The following is a 15,883-nucleotide window of genomic DNA, read 5'->3' as shown; positions in this document are numbered from 1 at the left end:
GGGCGTCCGGAGTTCCGTTCCCGCTGCTCGGGGCGGGGTCTGTGACGGAATACGGACATTCCGAATTCTCAGCGGGGTCCGACGGGACGTGTCCCTGTGTGCGTGCTGTTTTCCGGCCGTTTCTCCTGTGTGCTGACGGGTCGTAGCCCTTCGAGCAGAGTGTCCACGACGTCCTCCGCCAGACCCTCCGGGAGATCCGAGTCGGGGCGCAGGATCGAGCGGGTCAGCAGGGGGCCGACGAACAGGTCGTTGATCAGGTTCAGGTCGCGGTCGGTACGGAGTTCGCCGTTCTCCCGGCCCCGGCGCAGGACTTCGAGGCCCTTTCTGCGGCGGGGTTCGATGACGACGCTGTGGTAGAACGCCCAGAGTTTCGGGCTGCTCTTCATCTGCGCCTGCACGCTGTGGAGGATCGCCGAGGAACGGCTCGCCAACCCCCGTCTGCGCAGGGCCTCCAGCAGGGCGACCAGGTCATCTCGCATGGACGTGCCGGGGAGTTCGGGGTCCTCCGGTTCCGCCGCGCGGATCACGTCGACGAAGAGTTCCTCCTTGTTGCTCCAGCGGCGGTAGATCGCGGCCTTGCCGACACCAGCGGTGCGGGCGATGCGCTCGATGGAGAGCTCGGCGAGGGAGACGCCGTCTTCGAGGAGCTTCATCGTGCCCTCGATGATGGCCTGCTCGACCGCTTCGCTGCGGGGGCGGCCCCGGGGCGGGAGAGGCTTGCCGGTGTCAGTGGTCATCTGGCGATCTTCGTCCATGGGGGGCAGGTGTGGGGGAGGGGGTGCGGCTCATACCCGGGTACGGGGTACCGGGGGTACCGGGGCACGAGACCGGCGTCAGCCCTTCCGCGCCAACTCCTCCTCCTTCTCCTCGCCCTGAGCGTCCGGCTGCGGCTTCCCCGGCAGGAACAGGGCGACCACCACCGCGCCGATCACCGCCACCCCCGCCCCCCACACGGCGGTGACATGCATCGCGTGCAGGAACGCGTCGTCCGCCGGACCCACCAACTGCCGCCCCTGCGGCCCGAGTTTCGCGGCCACGCCCAGCGTCGCCTCGATCGACTCGCCCGCCGTCTCCCGCAACCCGGGCGGGACGGACGTCAGATGGTCCTGGATCCCGTTCCGGTACGACGTCGACAGCACCGAGCCGAGTACGGCGATCCCGAGCGCGCCGCCGACCTGGCGGAACGTGTTGCTGAGCGCGCTCGCCGACCCCGCCTTCTCGCGCGGCAGCGCCTGCATGATGACCACCGACGTCGGCGTCATGATGTGCGCCATACCGGCGCCCATGAGGAAGAACACGACCTCGAGCAGCCAGATCGGCGTGTCCTTGTCGAACGTCGCGAACGCGAGCAGCGTCCCGGCGATCATCACGAGCCCGCCGGTCGTCGTCGCCTTGTTGCCGATCCGGTCGACGACCAGCCGGGCGCGCGGCGCGAAGATCATCTGCGCGGCGGCCAGCGGCAGCATCAGCAGGCCCGTCTCCAGCGGGGAGTAGCCGCGCACGCTCTGCGTGTAGAACACCGAGAAGAACGTCACGCCCATCAGCGCGAAGAAGACGAGCGCGATGGCCGCGATGGCCGCCGAGAACACCTTGTTCTTGAAGTACGTGATGTCGATCGACGGATGGTCGCTGCGCTTCTCGTGCAGCACGAACCCGGTCAGCACCGCGAGCCCCGTGAGGATCGTCACCAGCACCGTCGTGTCGGTGAAGTCGGCCAGCTCGCCGCCCTTGATGATCCCGTACACCAGGAGTACGAGTCCCACCACCGAGAGTACGACGCCCACGGGGTCGATCCGGCCGGGGTTCGGGTCGCGGGAGTCGGGGACGAGCCACACCATCAGCGCGACCGCGATCAGCACGATCGGGACGTTGATGAAGAACACCGAGCCCCACCAGAAGTGGTCGAGCAGGACCCCGCCGGTGATCGGCCCGATGGCGATGGCGAGGCCCACGCCGCCCGCCCAGATGCCGATCGCCTTCGGCTGCTCCTCGCGCTCGAAGACGTTCATCAGGACGGCCAGCGTCGCCGGCATCACGAACGCCGCGCCCAGCGCCATCAGCGCCCGGAACGCGATGAGTTGACCCGGCGAGGCGGACTCAGCGGCCAGCGCGGAACCGATCCCGAACACCGCGAGCCCGCCGAGCAGCACCCTCTTGCGGCCGATCCGGTCGCCCAACAGCCCGGCGGAGAACAGGAGTCCGGCGAAGACGAGGGTGTAGGCGTTGATCGCCCACTCCAACTCGCTCTGCGTCGCGCCGAGTCCGACCGGGGCCGGGGTGGAGATGGTCTTGATCGCGACGTTCAGGATCGAGTTGTCGAGCACGACGATCAGCAGGCTCAGCATCAGGACGCCGAGGATCGCCCAGCGCCGCCTGTGGACGGCTTCCGGTATGCGGGGCCCTGCGGGGGCGGCGGGAGTGGTCATACCTCCGAGGGTAGGTCTCATTCCGATACGGCACCGATCCGTATCGTTAATCCTTACCCGTCTCTTACCTGCCGGGGGCGCTCTGGCCCCCGTAGTCCTCAAGTGCGACCATGGGGGTGATCCGGGGACGCCGTAAGGGCGCTTCGAGATGACATGAAGGAGCCGTTGCCATGACGCAGCTTTCGGCTGCCCAGACCAAGCCCTCCGACGGCAGCAAAGCGCTGTACGGGGGGAAGGGCACCCGCCGCATCACGGTCCGCGACATCGCCCTCGCCAAGGAGCGCGGCGAGAAGTGGCCCATGCTCACCGCGTACGACGCGATGACCGCGTCCGTCTTCGACGAGGCCGGGATCCCCGTGATCCTCGTCGGCGACTCGGCGGGCAACTGCCACCTCGGCTACGAGACGACCGTACCCGTCACCCTCGACGAGATGACCATGCTCTCGGCGGCCGTCGTGCGCGGTACGACGCGCTCGCTGATCGTCGGCGACCTGCCGTTCGGGTCGTACCAGGAGGGCCCCGTCCAGGCGCTGCGCTCGGCGACCCGGCTGGTCAAGGAGGCCGGGGTCGGCGCGGTCAAGCTGGAGGGGGGTGAGCGGTCCCACGAGCAGATCCGGCTGCTCGTCGAGTCCGGCATCCCCGTCATGGCCCACATCGGCCTGACCCCGCAGTCCGTCAACGCGATGGGCTACCGCGTCCAGGGCCGGGGCGAGGAGGCCGCCGCCCAGCTCCTGCGCGACGCCAAGGCCGTCCAGGACGCGGGCGCCTTCGCCGTCGTCCTCGAACTGGTCCCGGCGGAGATCGCCGCCGAGGTGACGCGGGTCCTGCACATCCCGACGGTGGGCATCGGCGCGGGCCCCGACACGGACGCGCAGGTCCTGGTCTGGACGGACATGCTCGGCCTGACCCCCGGCCGCGTCCCCAAGTTCGTCAAGCAGTACGCCGACCTCCGCAAGGTGATGACGGACGCGGCGAAGGCGTACGCGGAGGACGTGGTGGGCGGAACGTTCCCGCAGGAGGAGCACTCGGTGCACTGAGGCTGAGAGGCCGAGTGGCTGAGCCAGTGAGTGGCTGAGCCACTCGTCCACCGAGCCACCGAGCCACCGAGCCACCGACAGGCTGAGCCACCGAGCCACTCGGCCACCGAGCCACCAACAGGCCGAGCCACTGAACCACTCCCGGCACAACAACGCAGCCCGCCGATCGTCCCCCGTCGGCGGGCTGCGTCGTGCAAGCGGTTGCTCGGCGTTACACCGACTCCCGCCACCCGTTCGTGATCGGCAGCCGGCGGTCCTTGCCGAAGCCCTTCGCCGAGATCTTCGTGCCCGGCGGGTACTGACGCCGCTTGTACTCGGCCGTGTCGACCATGCGCAGCGTCTTGACGACCAGCTCACGGTCGTACCCGGCGGCGATGATCGCGTCGGCGCCCTGGTCGCGGTCCACGTACAGCTCCAGGATCGCGTCCAGGACCGGATAGTCGGGGAGGGAGTCCGTGTCCACCTGGCCGGGGCGGAGTTCCGCGCTCGGGGGCTTCGTGATCGAGTTCTCCGGGATCGGCGGGGTCTGGCCGCGCTCGGCGGCAGCCCGGTTGCGCCATTCCGCCAGGCGGAAGATCGACGTCTTGTACACGTCCTTGATCGGGCCGTACGCCCCCACCGAGTCGCCGTACAGCGTCGAATACCCCACCGCCAGCTCGGACTTGTTGCCGGGGGCGAGGACGATGTGCCCCTCCTGGTTGGAGATGGCCATCAGGAGCGTGCCGCGCAGCCGGGACTGGAGGTTCTCCTCGGCGAGCCCGGTCAGCTCCGTGGACGCCATGTACGCGTCGAACATCGGGGCGATCGGCACCGTACGGAAGTTGAGGCCCGTCCGCCGCGCCAGCTCCGCCGCGTCCCCCTCGGAGTGGTCCGAGGAGTACTTGGACGGCATGGCGACGCCGTACACGTTGGCCGCGCCGACCGCGTCGCAGGCGATGGCCGCGACGAGCGCGGAGTCGATGCCGCCCGACAGACCGATCAGGACCGACCGGAAGCCGTTCTTCTCGACGTACGCCCTGAGACCTACCACCAACGCCGAGTAGACCTCCTCGTCGTCGTCGAGCCGCTCGGCGTACGCGCCGCGCATCGTCGGCTCGTACGACGCGACCGGGTCCCCCGAGAGGACTACGCGGTCGATGCGCAGCCCGTCGTCCACCAGGCCGGTCGGAGCGTCGTCCGAGGCGGCGGGCAGATCGAGGTCCAGGACCACACACCCCTCGGAGAACTGGGGCGCACGCGCCACGACCTCCCCGCTCGCGTCGACCACGATCGAGTCGCCGTCGAAGACCAGCTCGTCCTGGCCGCCCATCATCGCGAGATAGGCGGTCGTGCAACCGGCCTCCTGCGCACGCTTGCGGACCAGTTCGAGCCGGGTGTCGTCCTTGTCGCGCTCGTACGGCGAGGCGTTGATGGACAGCAGCAGACCCGCCCCGGCGGAGCGCGCGGCGGGCACCCGGCCGCCGTCCTGCCAGAGGTCCTCGCAGATCGCGAGGGCGACATCGACGCCGCGCACCCGGATCACCGGCATCGTGTCCCCGGGCACGAAGTAGCGGAACTCGTCGAAGACGCCGTAGTTGGGCAGGTGGTGCTTGGCGTACGTCAGCGCCACCTCACCGCCGTACAGCACCGCGCCCGCGTTGCGCGGGGCGCCCGCCGGCTGGCCGAACCTCGGCTGCGCGGCGTCGGAGCGGTCCAAGTAGCCGACGACGACCGGGAGTTCACCGAAGCCCTCCTCGGCGAGGCGGGCGGCGAGCGCGCGCAGAGCCGTACGGGACGCCGCCACGAAGGAGGAGCGCAGCGCGAGGTCCTCGACGGGGTAGCCGGTCAGCACCATCTCCGGGAACGCCACGAGATGCGCACCCTGCTCGGCGGAGTGCCGGGTCCAGCGGAGGACCGCCTCGGCGTTGCCGGTGAGGTCGCCGACGCGGGAGTCGATCTGGTTCAGAGCGAGACGAAGTTGAGGCACGTTCCCCAGTCTAATCGTCAGAGCGACGCGATGGGGTGGTGCGCGGTGTCGGGCAGCTCACTGCGGGGCCCGGACCATACGTTTCGCCAGGACAACGGGGGCTCATGGGAGGGCAATGGGTTCCTGAAGTCCCTTGTCGCCATGTCATGTCCGCGCCTTGAATGGGTGTATGACCTCACGAAACAGGCCCGCGGACTGGGGCTGGTTCCTCGCCTGGGCCGCGGTGGGCGCGTGCGCCGCCACCGGAGTCGCCGCGATCCTCTCGATCGGGCCGGTACTGCTCGTCGCCGCGGTCGTCGGTGCCGTCCTCCTGCTGCGCAAGGGTCCCCGCGACGCCGCCGCCGGCAGCCTCACGGGCCCGGCCCTGCTCCTCTTCTACCTCGCGTACCTCAACCGGGGCGGTCCCGGGAGCGTCTGCCACGCGGTGTCCGGCGGCAGCACCTGCACCGACGAGTACACGCCCGTGCCGTTCCTCGCGGGCGGCGTCCTGCTGGTCGCCGCGGGATTCGTCATTCACCACCTGACGCACCGTGGTGAGCGGCGGAACCACTCACCACGGTGACTTTCTTCAATTCTTCACCGGCGCCTATTTCACCGGCACCTATTTCTTCACCGGCGCACCGGAATGCGCGGCCTGCGCCGCCCGGTCGAATTCCGGGAAGCACACGTACCATTTCCCGGAATCCTCGCACACGGACACCTTGAATGCCGGGTCGGTGCTGACCGGATTCTTGTTCTCCGTGCATTTTTCGTGCGGGTGGGGATTACCTGCCGCACCTTTCGGTACCGGCGCGGAACTGCACATCTTCCCGATGAGGACGACCGTCCCGGAACCGGCCTGGGTGTGCACCGCCCCGACCCCGAGCCCCGTGGCCCGCACGGAGGACTGGGCCATCCCGGCGAACAGGACCTTGAGCAGGCCCTGGTCGCTCGGCCGTACGTAGGACTCCGCACGGTCGTAGCCGCCCGAGAAGAGGGCCTGCGAGTACGCGGCGGCGACCGCTCCCGGGGAGGCCGACGCCGCGGTGGCCGAGCCGGAGGGGTCGGGGGCGCCGTTCACCGCGGGCCCGCTGCACCCGGTGGCGGCGAGGGCGAGCACCGCCGCGACGATGGACCGTCTCATCGGTTCAGGAGGTCCATCCGTAGCCGGCGGACTTGCGGTGGTGCACCAGGTTCGAGCAGCCGCCGGCCTTGCTGTCGCTCCACTTGGACTGGTAGTCGCCGTTGCGCAGGCCGGTCACGTGCACGTTGTGCTTGAAGACGGCGGTGTCGGAGTTGAAGCCGCAGGCCGCCCAGCCGGACGGGCCGAGGATCGCGATCACGTAGTTCTCGAAGTCGTTGTTGCGGAAGGTCTCCGCGCCCCCCGTGCTCCAGCCGCCGCTCACCGTCGAGATGCTCGGCTTCGGGGTGCCGGACGTCGACCAGCCGTCGTACTTGAACTTGTACGCGTTGTTGCGGGCGGTGATGGAGCCGCCGGCGCCGTACAGCGGCCAGCGGAGGTTGGTGGTCAGCGAGGTGATGGTGACGTTGATGGGGTCGATCCACGCCGTCTTGGTGTGCGCGTTGCTGAACGAGGTGCCGCTGGCCGGGCTCTGCGGCATACCGTCGCCGTTGAAGGGCTGGTTCGCCGCGCCGACGGCGTTGGCCGTGTCGCCCGTCGCCGTGCCCGTCTGCGCGGTCTCCGGGGTGGCGTTGGTGTCCGCGGGGGAGGCCAGGGAGGCTTCGGCGGAGGCCGAGATGGAGCCGGTGAGGATGCGTTGCTGGCAGGTCGTCGGGTTGTAGCCGACCTCCTGCTGGTAGGTGGGGGAGCTCGACGAACCGGAGAGCTCGGAGTCGAACTGGCAGGTGCCGTCGCTCTGGACGGTGCCGTTGAGCGTGGTGACCGTCCCGGTGACGCCCAGCCTCGACGTCTCGTCGTCCGTGTAGGTGATCCACCCGTCGCTGCCGATGCTCACGCCGGGGACGCCGGTGGAGGAGGGGGACGGGGAGGGGCTGGGGCTCGTCGTCGGGGTCGGGCTCGGGCTGGAGCCGCAGCCAGGGCCCACGGTGCCGGTCGTGGCCTGCGTGCAGACGGCCTGCGCGGTGCCGATCGCGGTGCCGGTGAAGGTGAGGGTGGCGAGCGGGAGGGTGAGGGCGACCGCTATCGAGTGAGGTCTGAGGCGTTTCATGGAAATCCCCCGTCAGGATGGGAGAACTCTCAGGTGGGAGTTCTGTCGGGAGAAACGCTACGAGTTGGCGATCGTGAAGATCAAGTGCAAGATCTCCTCGACTGTCACAGGAATCTCTCACGGAATTCTAAAAAGCGGGCACCCGCCTCCCCGAAGGAAGAGGGTGCCCGCCTTTTCGCGATACCGATGCCTGATCAGTGCTTGCGGTACGACTCCACGTAACCCTGCGCGGGCGAGCCCACACCGGTCACGTCGTCGAAGCCCTTCACGGCCGACAGCGAGCTGTCCTTGCCGAGGGTGCGGACGGACGTCGTGACGCCGCCCGTCGCGTCGAAGCCGTTGACGAAGTCGAGGCGCGCGACCGCGAGGCCCTTGCCCGTCGGGTTGTCGGTGACGTCGTGGTACACCTTCGTCCCGAACCTCGCGTAGATCTGCGGGTTCGCGAAGCCGATCGCCTTGCCGCCGCGCGCCTGCTGGGCGAGCGCCTGGACGGCGGCGATGACCGGCGCGGCGAGCGAGGTGCCGCCGATGCGGTACTCGCCGTACTGCTGCGAGCCGTCCGGGAAGGTCTGGGTCTGGCCGACCTTGAAGCCGGTGTTCGGGTCGGCGATCGCGGCGATGTCCGGGAGGACACGGTTGCCGTCGGCGCTGTTGGCCTTGGCGAGCGCGTCCGGCACGATGCCCTTCTGGTAGAAGGGCTCGGGGACGGTCTTGCTGGTGCCGCCGCCCCCGCCGGAGGTGAACGCCCCCGGGAACTTGGTCCAGCTCTTGCCGTCGGCCGACAGGAGCGCCTTCTCGGTGCCCCAGCCGGTCTCCCACAGGTACTTGTCGCCCTTGCCGACCGCCAGCGAGGTCCCGCCGACCGCGGTCACCCACGCCGAGTTGGCCGGGGTCTCGACCTGCTTCTTGCCGCTGCTGAGGACCTCGTCGCCGTCGTCACCCGACGAGAAGTAGAAGCCGATGCCCTCGACCGCGCCGAACTGGAACGTCTGGTCGTAGGCGGCGGCCGAGTCGGGCGTCTGGACGCCCTCCAGGTCGGCCCAGGAGTTGGAGACGATGTCGGCGAGGTGGTTGTCGACGACCTTGTTCAGCGCGTCGAGCAGGTCGGGGTCGCTACAGGAGGCGCCGCCGACGTACGTGACCTGCGCGTCCGGCGCGACCGCGTGCACGGCCTCGACGTCCAGGGTCTCCTCGCCGTACCAGCCGGAGGCGTCGCAGTCCTTCGTGTTCGTGTACGTCTTCGGCAGCACCTGCGTGAGCTGGCCGGTCTTCCACTTCGCGTCGCCGTGCGCCTTGGCGTAGGTCTGCGCGTCGAACGCGATCGTCGGGGAGGCGTAGGCGTCCGTGATGGCGATGCGCACACCCTTGCCGGTGTACTTGCCGGCGCCGTACGCGGCACGCAGCTGCTTGCCGGTGTAGCCCTGCACGGCGTACGGGATCTTCGTGCCGTACGCGTCCGGCAGCGTCTTCGCGATGGTGGAGCCGTAGTACGAGGAGAACGGGCCCGAGTTCGCGAACACCGTCCCCGGAGCCGGGAGCTGGTCCTTGGCGCTGGCCCGGTGCGGGGCGTTGTCGAGACCGGTGACGGTCAGGACGGCGCCGTCCAGGGAGGCCGGGACGGAGGCCGCCTTGGTGGGGGCGCGGTAAGTGTGCCCGTCCTTGGTGTAGTTGTGCAGCTGGGTGCCGAACGCCTGCTCGGCGGCGGCGACATCGCCGCTGACCGACACGTAGTGCTGGTTCGTGCCGGTGACCTGGAGCCCGGCCTTGGTCAGCCACGCCTGGACCGCGGCCACCTGAGCCTTGGTCGCGCCGAAGCGGGACTGCGCCTGCTGGGTGCTCAAGTAGGCGCCGTACGACGCCGAGTTCGGGTCGGAGACGGCCTTCGCGAGGGCGGCGAGGCCCTGCGCGTCCCGCCCCGCGAGGTAGACCCGGGCGTTGACCTGGGCGCTGTCGGCGGTGGCGCCCTTGTCGGCCCGCGCGGTCGCCCACGCCGGCTTGGTCCCGGCCAGCGTGTCACGGGCCGGGGTGTCCGCGGCCTGGGCCGTGGGTATACCGAGGGCCAGCGCGCCGGCGACCATCGGCAGCGCCGCCGCCAGGCTCACTCCGGCGCGCAGCGCGGCACGGTTGGATCTCATGAGACTCCCTGTCATGTGGTTCGACGAGAGCTGATCGCTCGACGTGCCGGTCACTCTCGCGATGAACGGTTCATGCCAGGGAAATGCGGGAATCAAGAGGAAACCAAGTGGCGCCCTTCTGGGGTGATTTGGTGGGTATCTCCGTGAACTGTAGGGAAAACCCTACGGTCGTGCCGCCGCGCCCCGTTCCTTGAGCATGTCCGCCATCAGCCGGATCTCCGACTCCTGCGCCGCGACCATGCCCTGGGCCAGCCGCTTCTCCACGCCGACCGCGCACTTGGAGACACAGCCCTCGGCCATGTGCACCCCGCCCTTGTGGTGGTCGGTCATCAGCTGGAGGAAGAACACCTCCGCCTGCTTGCCGTTCAGCGAACGCAGCTTGTCCAGCTCGGAGTTGGTGGCCATACCGGGCATCAGCGCGCCGTCCTCGCCGGACGCCATGTTCCCCATGCCCATCCACGTCATCGGCGCCTGCGCGGACACCTTCGGCAGCCCCCACAGGTCCAACCAGCCGATGAGCATGCCCCGTTGGTTCGCCTGCGTCTGCGCGATGTCGTAAGCGAGCCTGCGCACCTCCTCGTCGGCCGTCCGGTCCCGCACGATGTACGACATCTCCACGGCCTGCTGGTGGTGGACGGCCATGTCGCGCGCGAACCCGGCGTCCGCCGAGTCCGCCGCGGGCACCGACAGCGTCCGCTCCGAGCCGTCGTCCTGCGTCACCGCGTACGCGATACCGCCGGCCGCCAGCAGCGCGGTCACCGCCGCGCCGGTGATGATCGGTCCGAGCCTCACTGCGCCAGCCCGCCCGTGCACGCGGCGCCCGGCTCCGGGGTCTGCTCGCCCTGGACGTACTTCTCGAAGAACTTGTCCACGTTCGGGTCGCTCGCCGCGGTCACCGTCCGCTGGTGGCCCCACGCCGTCAGCATGATCGGGTCCGCCTGCTTGTCGTCCGGGCTCATCAGCGTGTACGGCGTCTTCCTGACCTTCTCGGCCAGCGCGTCCACATCGGCCTTCGGTGCCTTGGTGTTGTACGTCACCCACACCGCGCCGTGCTCCAGCGAGTGCACGGCGTTCATGTCGTTCAGCGCCTTGGTGTACACGTCACCGTTGCAGTTCATCCACACGGCGGCGTGATCCCCGCCGACCGGCGGCACGGTCGGGTACGTCACCTTCTTGGTCACGTGCGTCCGGCCCAGCGTGCCCTTCCACGTCCTGACACCGTCCGATCCGACCTCGAACTTCCCCGACGCCTTGGCCTCGGAGACCGCCTTGGAGTCGTTGTCGTCCTTGCTCTTCTGGATGACGAAGACCCCGCCGGCCACGAGCCCGGCGACCACCACGACGCTCCCGGCCACCATCAGCAGCCGACCGCGCCGCTCCCGGGCCTGCTCGGCCCGCCGCATCTCCTCTATTCGCGCCTTGCGCTCGGCACTGGCGGTCTTCTTCGCGGATCCCATGGATGTCTGTCCTTCTCGGGGCAGGGGCGGTGGGGGGTGTTCGAGGTGTTCGAGTGGGCTGATCGTAATGCGGGGAAGGGGGATGGTGTAGAGAGCCCTGCCGGATCCGCCGGACCGGCCCTCCGGTGGGCATTACGCATACCGGTTCGAGCAGGCAAGATGGGCGACAGAGTCGTACACCTGGCGTATGTGAGGCGTTCAGGTCCGGGCCGGGCGGGCGATCATGGTCGGCAACGCGCATGAAATGGTGTTGTGGTGTGATGCTCGGGTGCCCGACCGCCTCTCGAAGGGACGCAGAGCCGGCGGCCTGACCAGCAAGGATGGGGAAGCGGAAGATGGACAAGCAGCAGGAGTTCGTGCTCCGGACACTGGAGGAGCGCGACATCCGGTTCGTACGTCTGTGGTTCACGGACGTGCTGGGCTTCCTCAAGTCCGTGGCGGTGGCCCCGGCCGAGCTTGAGCAGGCGTTCGACGAGGGCATCGGGTTCGACGGCTCGGCGATCGAGGGCTTCGCGCGCGTGTACGAGTCCGACATGATCGCCAAGCCGGACCCGTCGACGTTCCAGGTGCTGCCGTGGCGCGCCGAGGCGCCCGGTACGGCCCGGATGTTCTGCGACATCCTCATGCCCGACGGCTCGCCGTCCTTCGCGGACCCCCGGTACGTCCTCAAGCGCGCCCTCGCGCGCGCCTCCGACCTGGGCTTCACCTTCTACACCCACCCCGAGATCGAGTTCTTCCTCCTGAAGGACCGCCCCCTCGACGGGTCCCGCCCGACCCCCGCGGACAACTCCGGCTACTTCGACCACACGCCGCAGAACATCGGCATGGACTTCCGCCGCCAGGCGATCACCATGCTGGAGTCGATGGGCATCTCCGTCGAGTTCTCCCACCACGAGGGCGCGCCCGGGCAGCAGGAGATCGACCTCCGGTACGCCGACGCGCTCTCCACCGCCGACAACATCATGACGTTCCGCCTCGTCATGAAGCAGGTCGCGCTGGAGCAGGGGGTGCAGGCGACGTTCATGCCGAAGCCGTTCTCGGAACACCCCGGCAGCGGCATGCACACGCACCTCTCCCTCTTCGAGGGCGACCGCAACGCGTTCTACGAGTCCGGCTCCGAGTACCAGCTCTCCAAGGTCGGCCGCTCCTTCATCGCGGGCCTCCTGAAGCACGCGGCGGAGATCTCCGCCGTCACGAACCAGTGGGTCAACAGCTACAAGCGGATCTGGGGCGGTACGGAGCGCACGGCCGGCGCCGGCGGCGAGGCCCCCTCGTACATCTGCTGGGGCCACAACAACCGCTCCGCCCTGGTCCGCGTCCCCATGTACAAGCCCGGCAAGACGGGCTCGGCCCGCATCGAGGTCCGCTCCCTGGACTCGGGCGCGAACCCGTACCTGGCGTACGCGCTGCTCCTCGCGGCGGGCCTGAAGGGCGTGGAGGAGGGCTACGAACTCCCCGCGGGCGCGGAGGACGACGTCTGGGCCCTCTCGGACGCGGAACGCCGCGCCATGGGCATCGAACCCCTCCCCCAGAACCTCGGCGAGGCACTCTCCCTGATGGAACGCAGCGACCTGGTCGCGGAGACGTTGGGCGAACACGTCTTCGACTTCTTCCTGCGCAACAAGCGCCAGGAGTGGGAGGAGTACCGCAGCGAGGTCACGGCGTTCGAACTGCGGAAGAACCTGCCGGTGCTGTAGCCGGAACGGCCATACCTCTGTGGTACACGTCCTGTACCTTGGGGGTATGGCCTTGAAGCGCACCAACGTCTACGCCGACGACAGTGACCTGACCCTGATCAAGGACGCCGCCGCTCGCCTCGGCCTGTCGGAGGCGGAGCTGATCCGGGAGGGTATCCACCGGATCGCGCTGTCGCGCCGCGTCTGGGACGAGCCGTTCGTCTCCGACGAGGAGACCTTCGATCTCGGCGGACCCGTCGAGCACGAGGAGGCGCGGGCGGCCGTCGTCGAGGGGTACGAGGCGAAGGAGCGCCGGAGCGGTGGCCGCGCGGCGTGATCGCTGTCGCCGACACCTCCGGAATCCTCGCCCTCTTCAACCGGTCCGACCCCGCGCACCACGCGGCCAGGAAAGCCGCTGACCAGTGCGGTTTCCTCGTGGCCACCCCGCTCGCCCTCACCGAGGTCCACCAGGTCGCCACCAGCCGCGCGGGACGCGCCGCGGCCGACGGGATCCTTCGCTCGCTCACCGCGCGCGTACGTCAGATGCGCCTCGTCCTCGCGCCTCCGACCCCGGAGATCCTCGATGCCGCGCTGGCCGTCCGTGCCCGCTACGGTTCCCTCGACCTCGTGGACGCGGTGAACGTCGCGCTCGCCGCCGAGTACGACACCGACGCCGTGCTCACCCGGGATCTGCGCGACTTCAGAGCCGTACGCCCTCTCGGCGGCAGGTACACGCACTTCCGGATCCTGCCGGACGACCTCAGTTGACGAAGGCCGGGGACACGGCTGCGGTGCTGATGCGCCGAGGTGTCCCCGTCCCGTCCGCCCGCATCTCGTACAGGTCCGCCCCGTAGTCCCCAGGCAGGGCGTAGACGACGGTGTGGTCGTCCTTCCAGACCGCCTGGTCGTCGACGCTTCGGGACTCCGCGAGGGGGGTTTCGCGCATCGTCGTCAGGTTCAGGACGTACAGGCGCCACGGTGCGTCCTTCGAGAGGCCGGGGACGCGTTTCTTGTACGCCACGCGTGTGCCGTCGGGGGAGAGGGACGGGCATTCGACGTTCTCGTGGAGGGTGGTTGCCGTGCGTTTCAGCAGGTCGCCCCGGATCAGGTACGTCTTGCCCCTGCTCGCCATCGTCGCGTAGAACGTGCGGTCGTCCTTCGCGAAGGTCACCCCCCAGAAGTTGACGTCGGGGGAGGCGTACGCGTGCCCGTCCTTCACCACCTCGAAGTCCTCCAGCGTCGGGATCAGGGCGCCGGTGCGTGTGTCCACGATCGCCGTGCGGGTCGAGAAGTTCGTACCCGCGTAGGAGTCGCCGCCGACGAAGGCGGTCCACGCCGCGAAGTGACCCGTGGGGGAAACCCGGGCGCGGGAGGGGATGCCGGGGACGTCGTACCGGGAACGTTCACGGAGCGACGCGTCCAGGATCAGCGCACGGTACGTGTCGGAGACGGCACCGTGAACTGCCTGGAGGCATACGCCGGTCGAGGTGGCGGCGTAGAAGCGCAGACACTTGACGCCGGACGCGGTACGGGGCCCGCCGGGGTCGTCGGCCGGCACGGATGTCACCTCGTCCCGATGCGGCCCCCACGCCATGTTCCGGAAGACCATCCGCCCGGGAGAGGCCAGCGACACCGCCCCGGACGCCACCGAGGGTCCCCCCGCCCGCACCTGGTCCCGCCGCTCCGCGCGAGCCGACGCGTGCAGCACGGATGCCACCGCGACCCCCGCCAGCACGAGCACCGCACAGCAAAGCACCAGAAACCGGTTACGCACACTCATGTCGTGTCCCCAGGTCGCAGCAGGGTCAGAGAGGCGCCCGCGCACAGCGCCAGCGCGAGGGCCGAGACCCCGAGCGCCGTCCGGTCCCCCCACACCGTCCACATCGCCCCGAACCCCAGTGAGCAGGCAAAACGCGCGAGCGCCTGCCCGGTCTGGACGAGCGCGAGCCCGGACGAGCGCAGCTCCTCGGGCACGCTGTCGGAGGCGGCGGCCATCAGGACCCCGTCGGTGGCGGCGTAGAAAGCGCCGTGCAGCAACAGCACGAGACACGGCAGCGCGGCACTGTGCCAGGAGGCCAGCAGGACGACGTACGCCGCGAGCAGCGCCGCGTGTCCGGCGAGGAACACGCGCCACCGCCCGACCCGGTCCGCGACCCTGCCGAGCGGCAGTGCCAGCAGCAGGAACGCCGCCGCCGTACCGAGCGGGAGGAGGGCGAACCAGCGGTCGGGGACATCGAGCCGGCGTTGCAGCAGCAGGTAGACGAAGGAGTCGCTGACAGTGGCGAGCCCGAGCAGCAGCGCGCAGATCGCCGTACGGCGCAGAGTGCGGTGCCGCAGGAGCGCCAACGCCGCGCGCAGGGTGGGCCGTTGGGTGTCGGGGACACTTGCAGCCCGGCCGCCGGGCACGAACAGCACCAGGACCAGCACACCCGTCACGGCGACGCAGAAACTGACGGTGAAGACGGCGTCGTACCCGTCGACCGTGGCCCGCAGGATCAGGAACGCGGCCAGGGGGCCGAGCAGCGCGCCGGCCGTGTCCATCGCGCGATGTACCCCGAAAGACCTACCCCGGTTCTCGGGGGTGGAGGAGAGGGAGATCAGGGCGTCACGGGGCGCGGTGCGCAGCCCTTTGCCGGTGCGGTCCGCCGCGAGTACCAGCCCTATGGGGGTAAGCGTGTGCACCAGGAGGAGCAGAGGCTTGCAGGCCGCCGAGATGGCGTAACCCAGTCCCGCCACCCACTTGTGGCGCCCGCCGCCCCGGTCCGCGAGATGCCCGCCGACGAGGCGTACGACGGCGGAGAAGCCGTTGTAGACGCCGTCGAGGAGCCCGAAGCCCAGCGGGGACAGGCCGAGGCCCGCGACCAGGTAGAGGGGGAGGACGGCCGTCACCATCTCCGACGACACGTCCGTGATCAGGCTGACCGCGCCGAGCGCGAGCACGGTGGGGGCGACCCGCGCCCCCACCGCCGCGGACGCCGGCGCCTGAGGGGTGCTGGTGCGGCTGTCCGCTACGTACAC

Annotated in this window: 15 protein-coding genes; 5 read left to right on the top strand and 10 right to left on the bottom strand. The window is 69.6% G+C overall.

All coding sequences use genetic code 11. The annotated features are described in order from the left end of the window. Positions 1 to 68: 68 nt before the first annotated feature. Together ACQCO7_RS11975 and ACQCO7_RS11970 are read right to left on the bottom strand one after the other, a co-directional pair. Positions 69 to 737 (bottom strand): TetR/AcrR family transcriptional regulator, encoded by a 669-nt coding sequence (locus ACQCO7_RS11975; protein ID WP_464071806.1) that lies wholly within the window; start codon positions 735 to 737, stop codon positions 69 to 71. Positions 738 to 833: 96 nt separating this feature from the next. Next, the gene (locus tag ACQCO7_RS11970; protein ID WP_464071805.1) at positions 834 to 2,426 is read right to left on the bottom strand and encodes an MFS transporter; all 1,593 of its coding nucleotides are present in this window, start codon (positions 2,424 to 2,426) and stop codon (positions 834 to 836) included. Positions 2,427 to 2,596: 170 nt separating this feature from the next. Here ACQCO7_RS11970 and panB point away from each other — a divergent pair, with 170 nt between their 5' ends. Then, entirely contained in the window at positions 2,597 to 3,463 is an 867-nt protein-coding gene (gene panB / locus ACQCO7_RS11965) for a 3-methyl-2-oxobutanoate hydroxymethyltransferase (RefSeq protein WP_409119492.1), read from the top strand. Between the two features lie 211 nt (positions 3,464 to 3,674). Here the strand turns inward: panB and ACQCO7_RS11960 are convergent, their stop codons facing one another. Beyond that, positions 3,675 to 5,429: an NAD+ synthase gene (locus ACQCO7_RS11960; protein WP_464071804.1), complete on the bottom strand. Its 1,755-nt coding sequence runs from the start codon at positions 5,427 to 5,429 to the stop codon at positions 3,675 to 3,677. A gap of 169 nt (positions 5,430 to 5,598) precedes the next feature. Between ACQCO7_RS11960 and ACQCO7_RS11955 the strand changes: the two genes are divergently transcribed. After that, a complete protein-coding gene (locus ACQCO7_RS11955) occupies positions 5,599 to 5,991 on the top strand; it encodes a hypothetical protein (RefSeq protein ID WP_464071803.1) in 393 nt (130 codons plus the stop codon). A 39-nt stretch (positions 5,992 to 6,030) separates the two neighbouring features. On the opposite strand, the gene ACQCO7_RS11950 is transcribed toward ACQCO7_RS11955, so the two are convergent. The 5 genes from ACQCO7_RS11950 to ACQCO7_RS11930 all read right to left on the bottom strand — a co-directional run bounded on the left by ACQCO7_RS11950 (position 6,031) and on the right by ACQCO7_RS11930 (position 11,189). After that, positions 6,031 to 6,552: a hypothetical protein gene (locus ACQCO7_RS11950; protein WP_464071802.1), complete on the bottom strand. Its 522-nt coding sequence runs from the start codon at positions 6,550 to 6,552 to the stop codon at positions 6,031 to 6,033. Positions 6,553 to 6,556: 4 nt separating this feature from the next. After that, positions 6,557 to 7,597 carry a hypothetical protein gene (locus ACQCO7_RS11945; RefSeq protein ID WP_464071801.1) on the bottom strand — a complete coding sequence of 347 codons (1,041 nt, stop codon included), beginning with the start codon at positions 7,595 to 7,597 and terminating at the stop codon, positions 6,557 to 6,559. A 194-nt stretch (positions 7,598 to 7,791) separates the two neighbouring features. Further along, positions 7,792 to 9,732 (bottom strand): S53 family peptidase, encoded by a 1,941-nt coding sequence (locus tag ACQCO7_RS11940; protein ID WP_464071800.1) that lies wholly within the window; start codon positions 9,730 to 9,732, stop codon positions 7,792 to 7,794. A gap of 162 nt (positions 9,733 to 9,894) precedes the next feature. Continuing rightward, positions 9,895 to 10,524 (bottom strand): DUF305 domain-containing protein, encoded by a 630-nt coding sequence (locus ACQCO7_RS11935; protein ID WP_464071799.1) that lies wholly within the window; start codon positions 10,522 to 10,524, stop codon positions 9,895 to 9,897. After that, entirely contained in the window at positions 10,521 to 11,189 is a 669-nt protein-coding gene (locus tag ACQCO7_RS11930; RefSeq protein ID WP_464071798.1) for a DUF3105 domain-containing protein, read from the bottom strand. Before ACQCO7_RS11930 ends, ACQCO7_RS11935 begins: the two co-directional genes overlap by 4 nt. A gap of 335 nt (positions 11,190 to 11,524) precedes the next feature. On the opposite strand from ACQCO7_RS11930, the gene glnA reads away from it, so the two are divergent. Genes glnA through ACQCO7_RS11915 form a run of 3 tightly spaced genes read left to right on the top strand, consistent with a single transcriptional unit; the run spans position 11,525 to position 13,633 of the window. Next, the gene (gene glnA, locus ACQCO7_RS11925; protein ID WP_464071797.1) at positions 11,525 to 12,886 is read left to right on the top strand and encodes a type I glutamate--ammonia ligase; all 1,362 of its coding nucleotides are present in this window, start codon (positions 11,525 to 11,527) and stop codon (positions 12,884 to 12,886) included. A gap of 46 nt (positions 12,887 to 12,932) precedes the next feature. Continuing rightward, positions 12,933 to 13,202: a hypothetical protein gene (locus ACQCO7_RS11920; RefSeq protein ID WP_464071796.1), complete on the top strand. Its 270-nt coding sequence runs from the start codon at positions 12,933 to 12,935 to the stop codon at positions 13,200 to 13,202. Continuing rightward, positions 13,199 to 13,633: a type II toxin-antitoxin system VapC family toxin gene (locus tag ACQCO7_RS11915; RefSeq protein ID WP_464071795.1), complete on the top strand. Its 435-nt coding sequence runs from the start codon at positions 13,199 to 13,201 to the stop codon at positions 13,631 to 13,633. The genes ACQCO7_RS11920 and ACQCO7_RS11915 overlap by 4 nt, the downstream gene beginning before the upstream one ends. Here ACQCO7_RS11915 and ACQCO7_RS11910 read toward each other — a convergent pair. Together ACQCO7_RS11910 and ACQCO7_RS11905 are read right to left on the bottom strand one after the other, a co-directional pair. Further along, a complete protein-coding gene (locus ACQCO7_RS11910) occupies positions 13,626 to 14,645 on the bottom strand; it encodes a TolB family protein (protein WP_464071794.1) in 1,020 nt (339 codons plus the stop codon). The two genes, ACQCO7_RS11915 and ACQCO7_RS11910, sit on opposite strands and share 8 nt — an antisense overlap. Continuing rightward, on the bottom strand, positions 14,642 to 15,883 hold the full coding sequence (locus ACQCO7_RS11905; protein ID WP_464071793.1) for an MFS transporter: 1,242 nt from the start codon (positions 15,881 to 15,883) through the stop codon (positions 14,642 to 14,644). Before ACQCO7_RS11905 ends, ACQCO7_RS11910 begins: the two co-directional genes overlap by 4 nt.

This window comes from Streptomyces saintjeani, from assembly GCF_055409605.1.
This window is presented reverse-complemented; position numbering and strand designations above follow the sequence as displayed.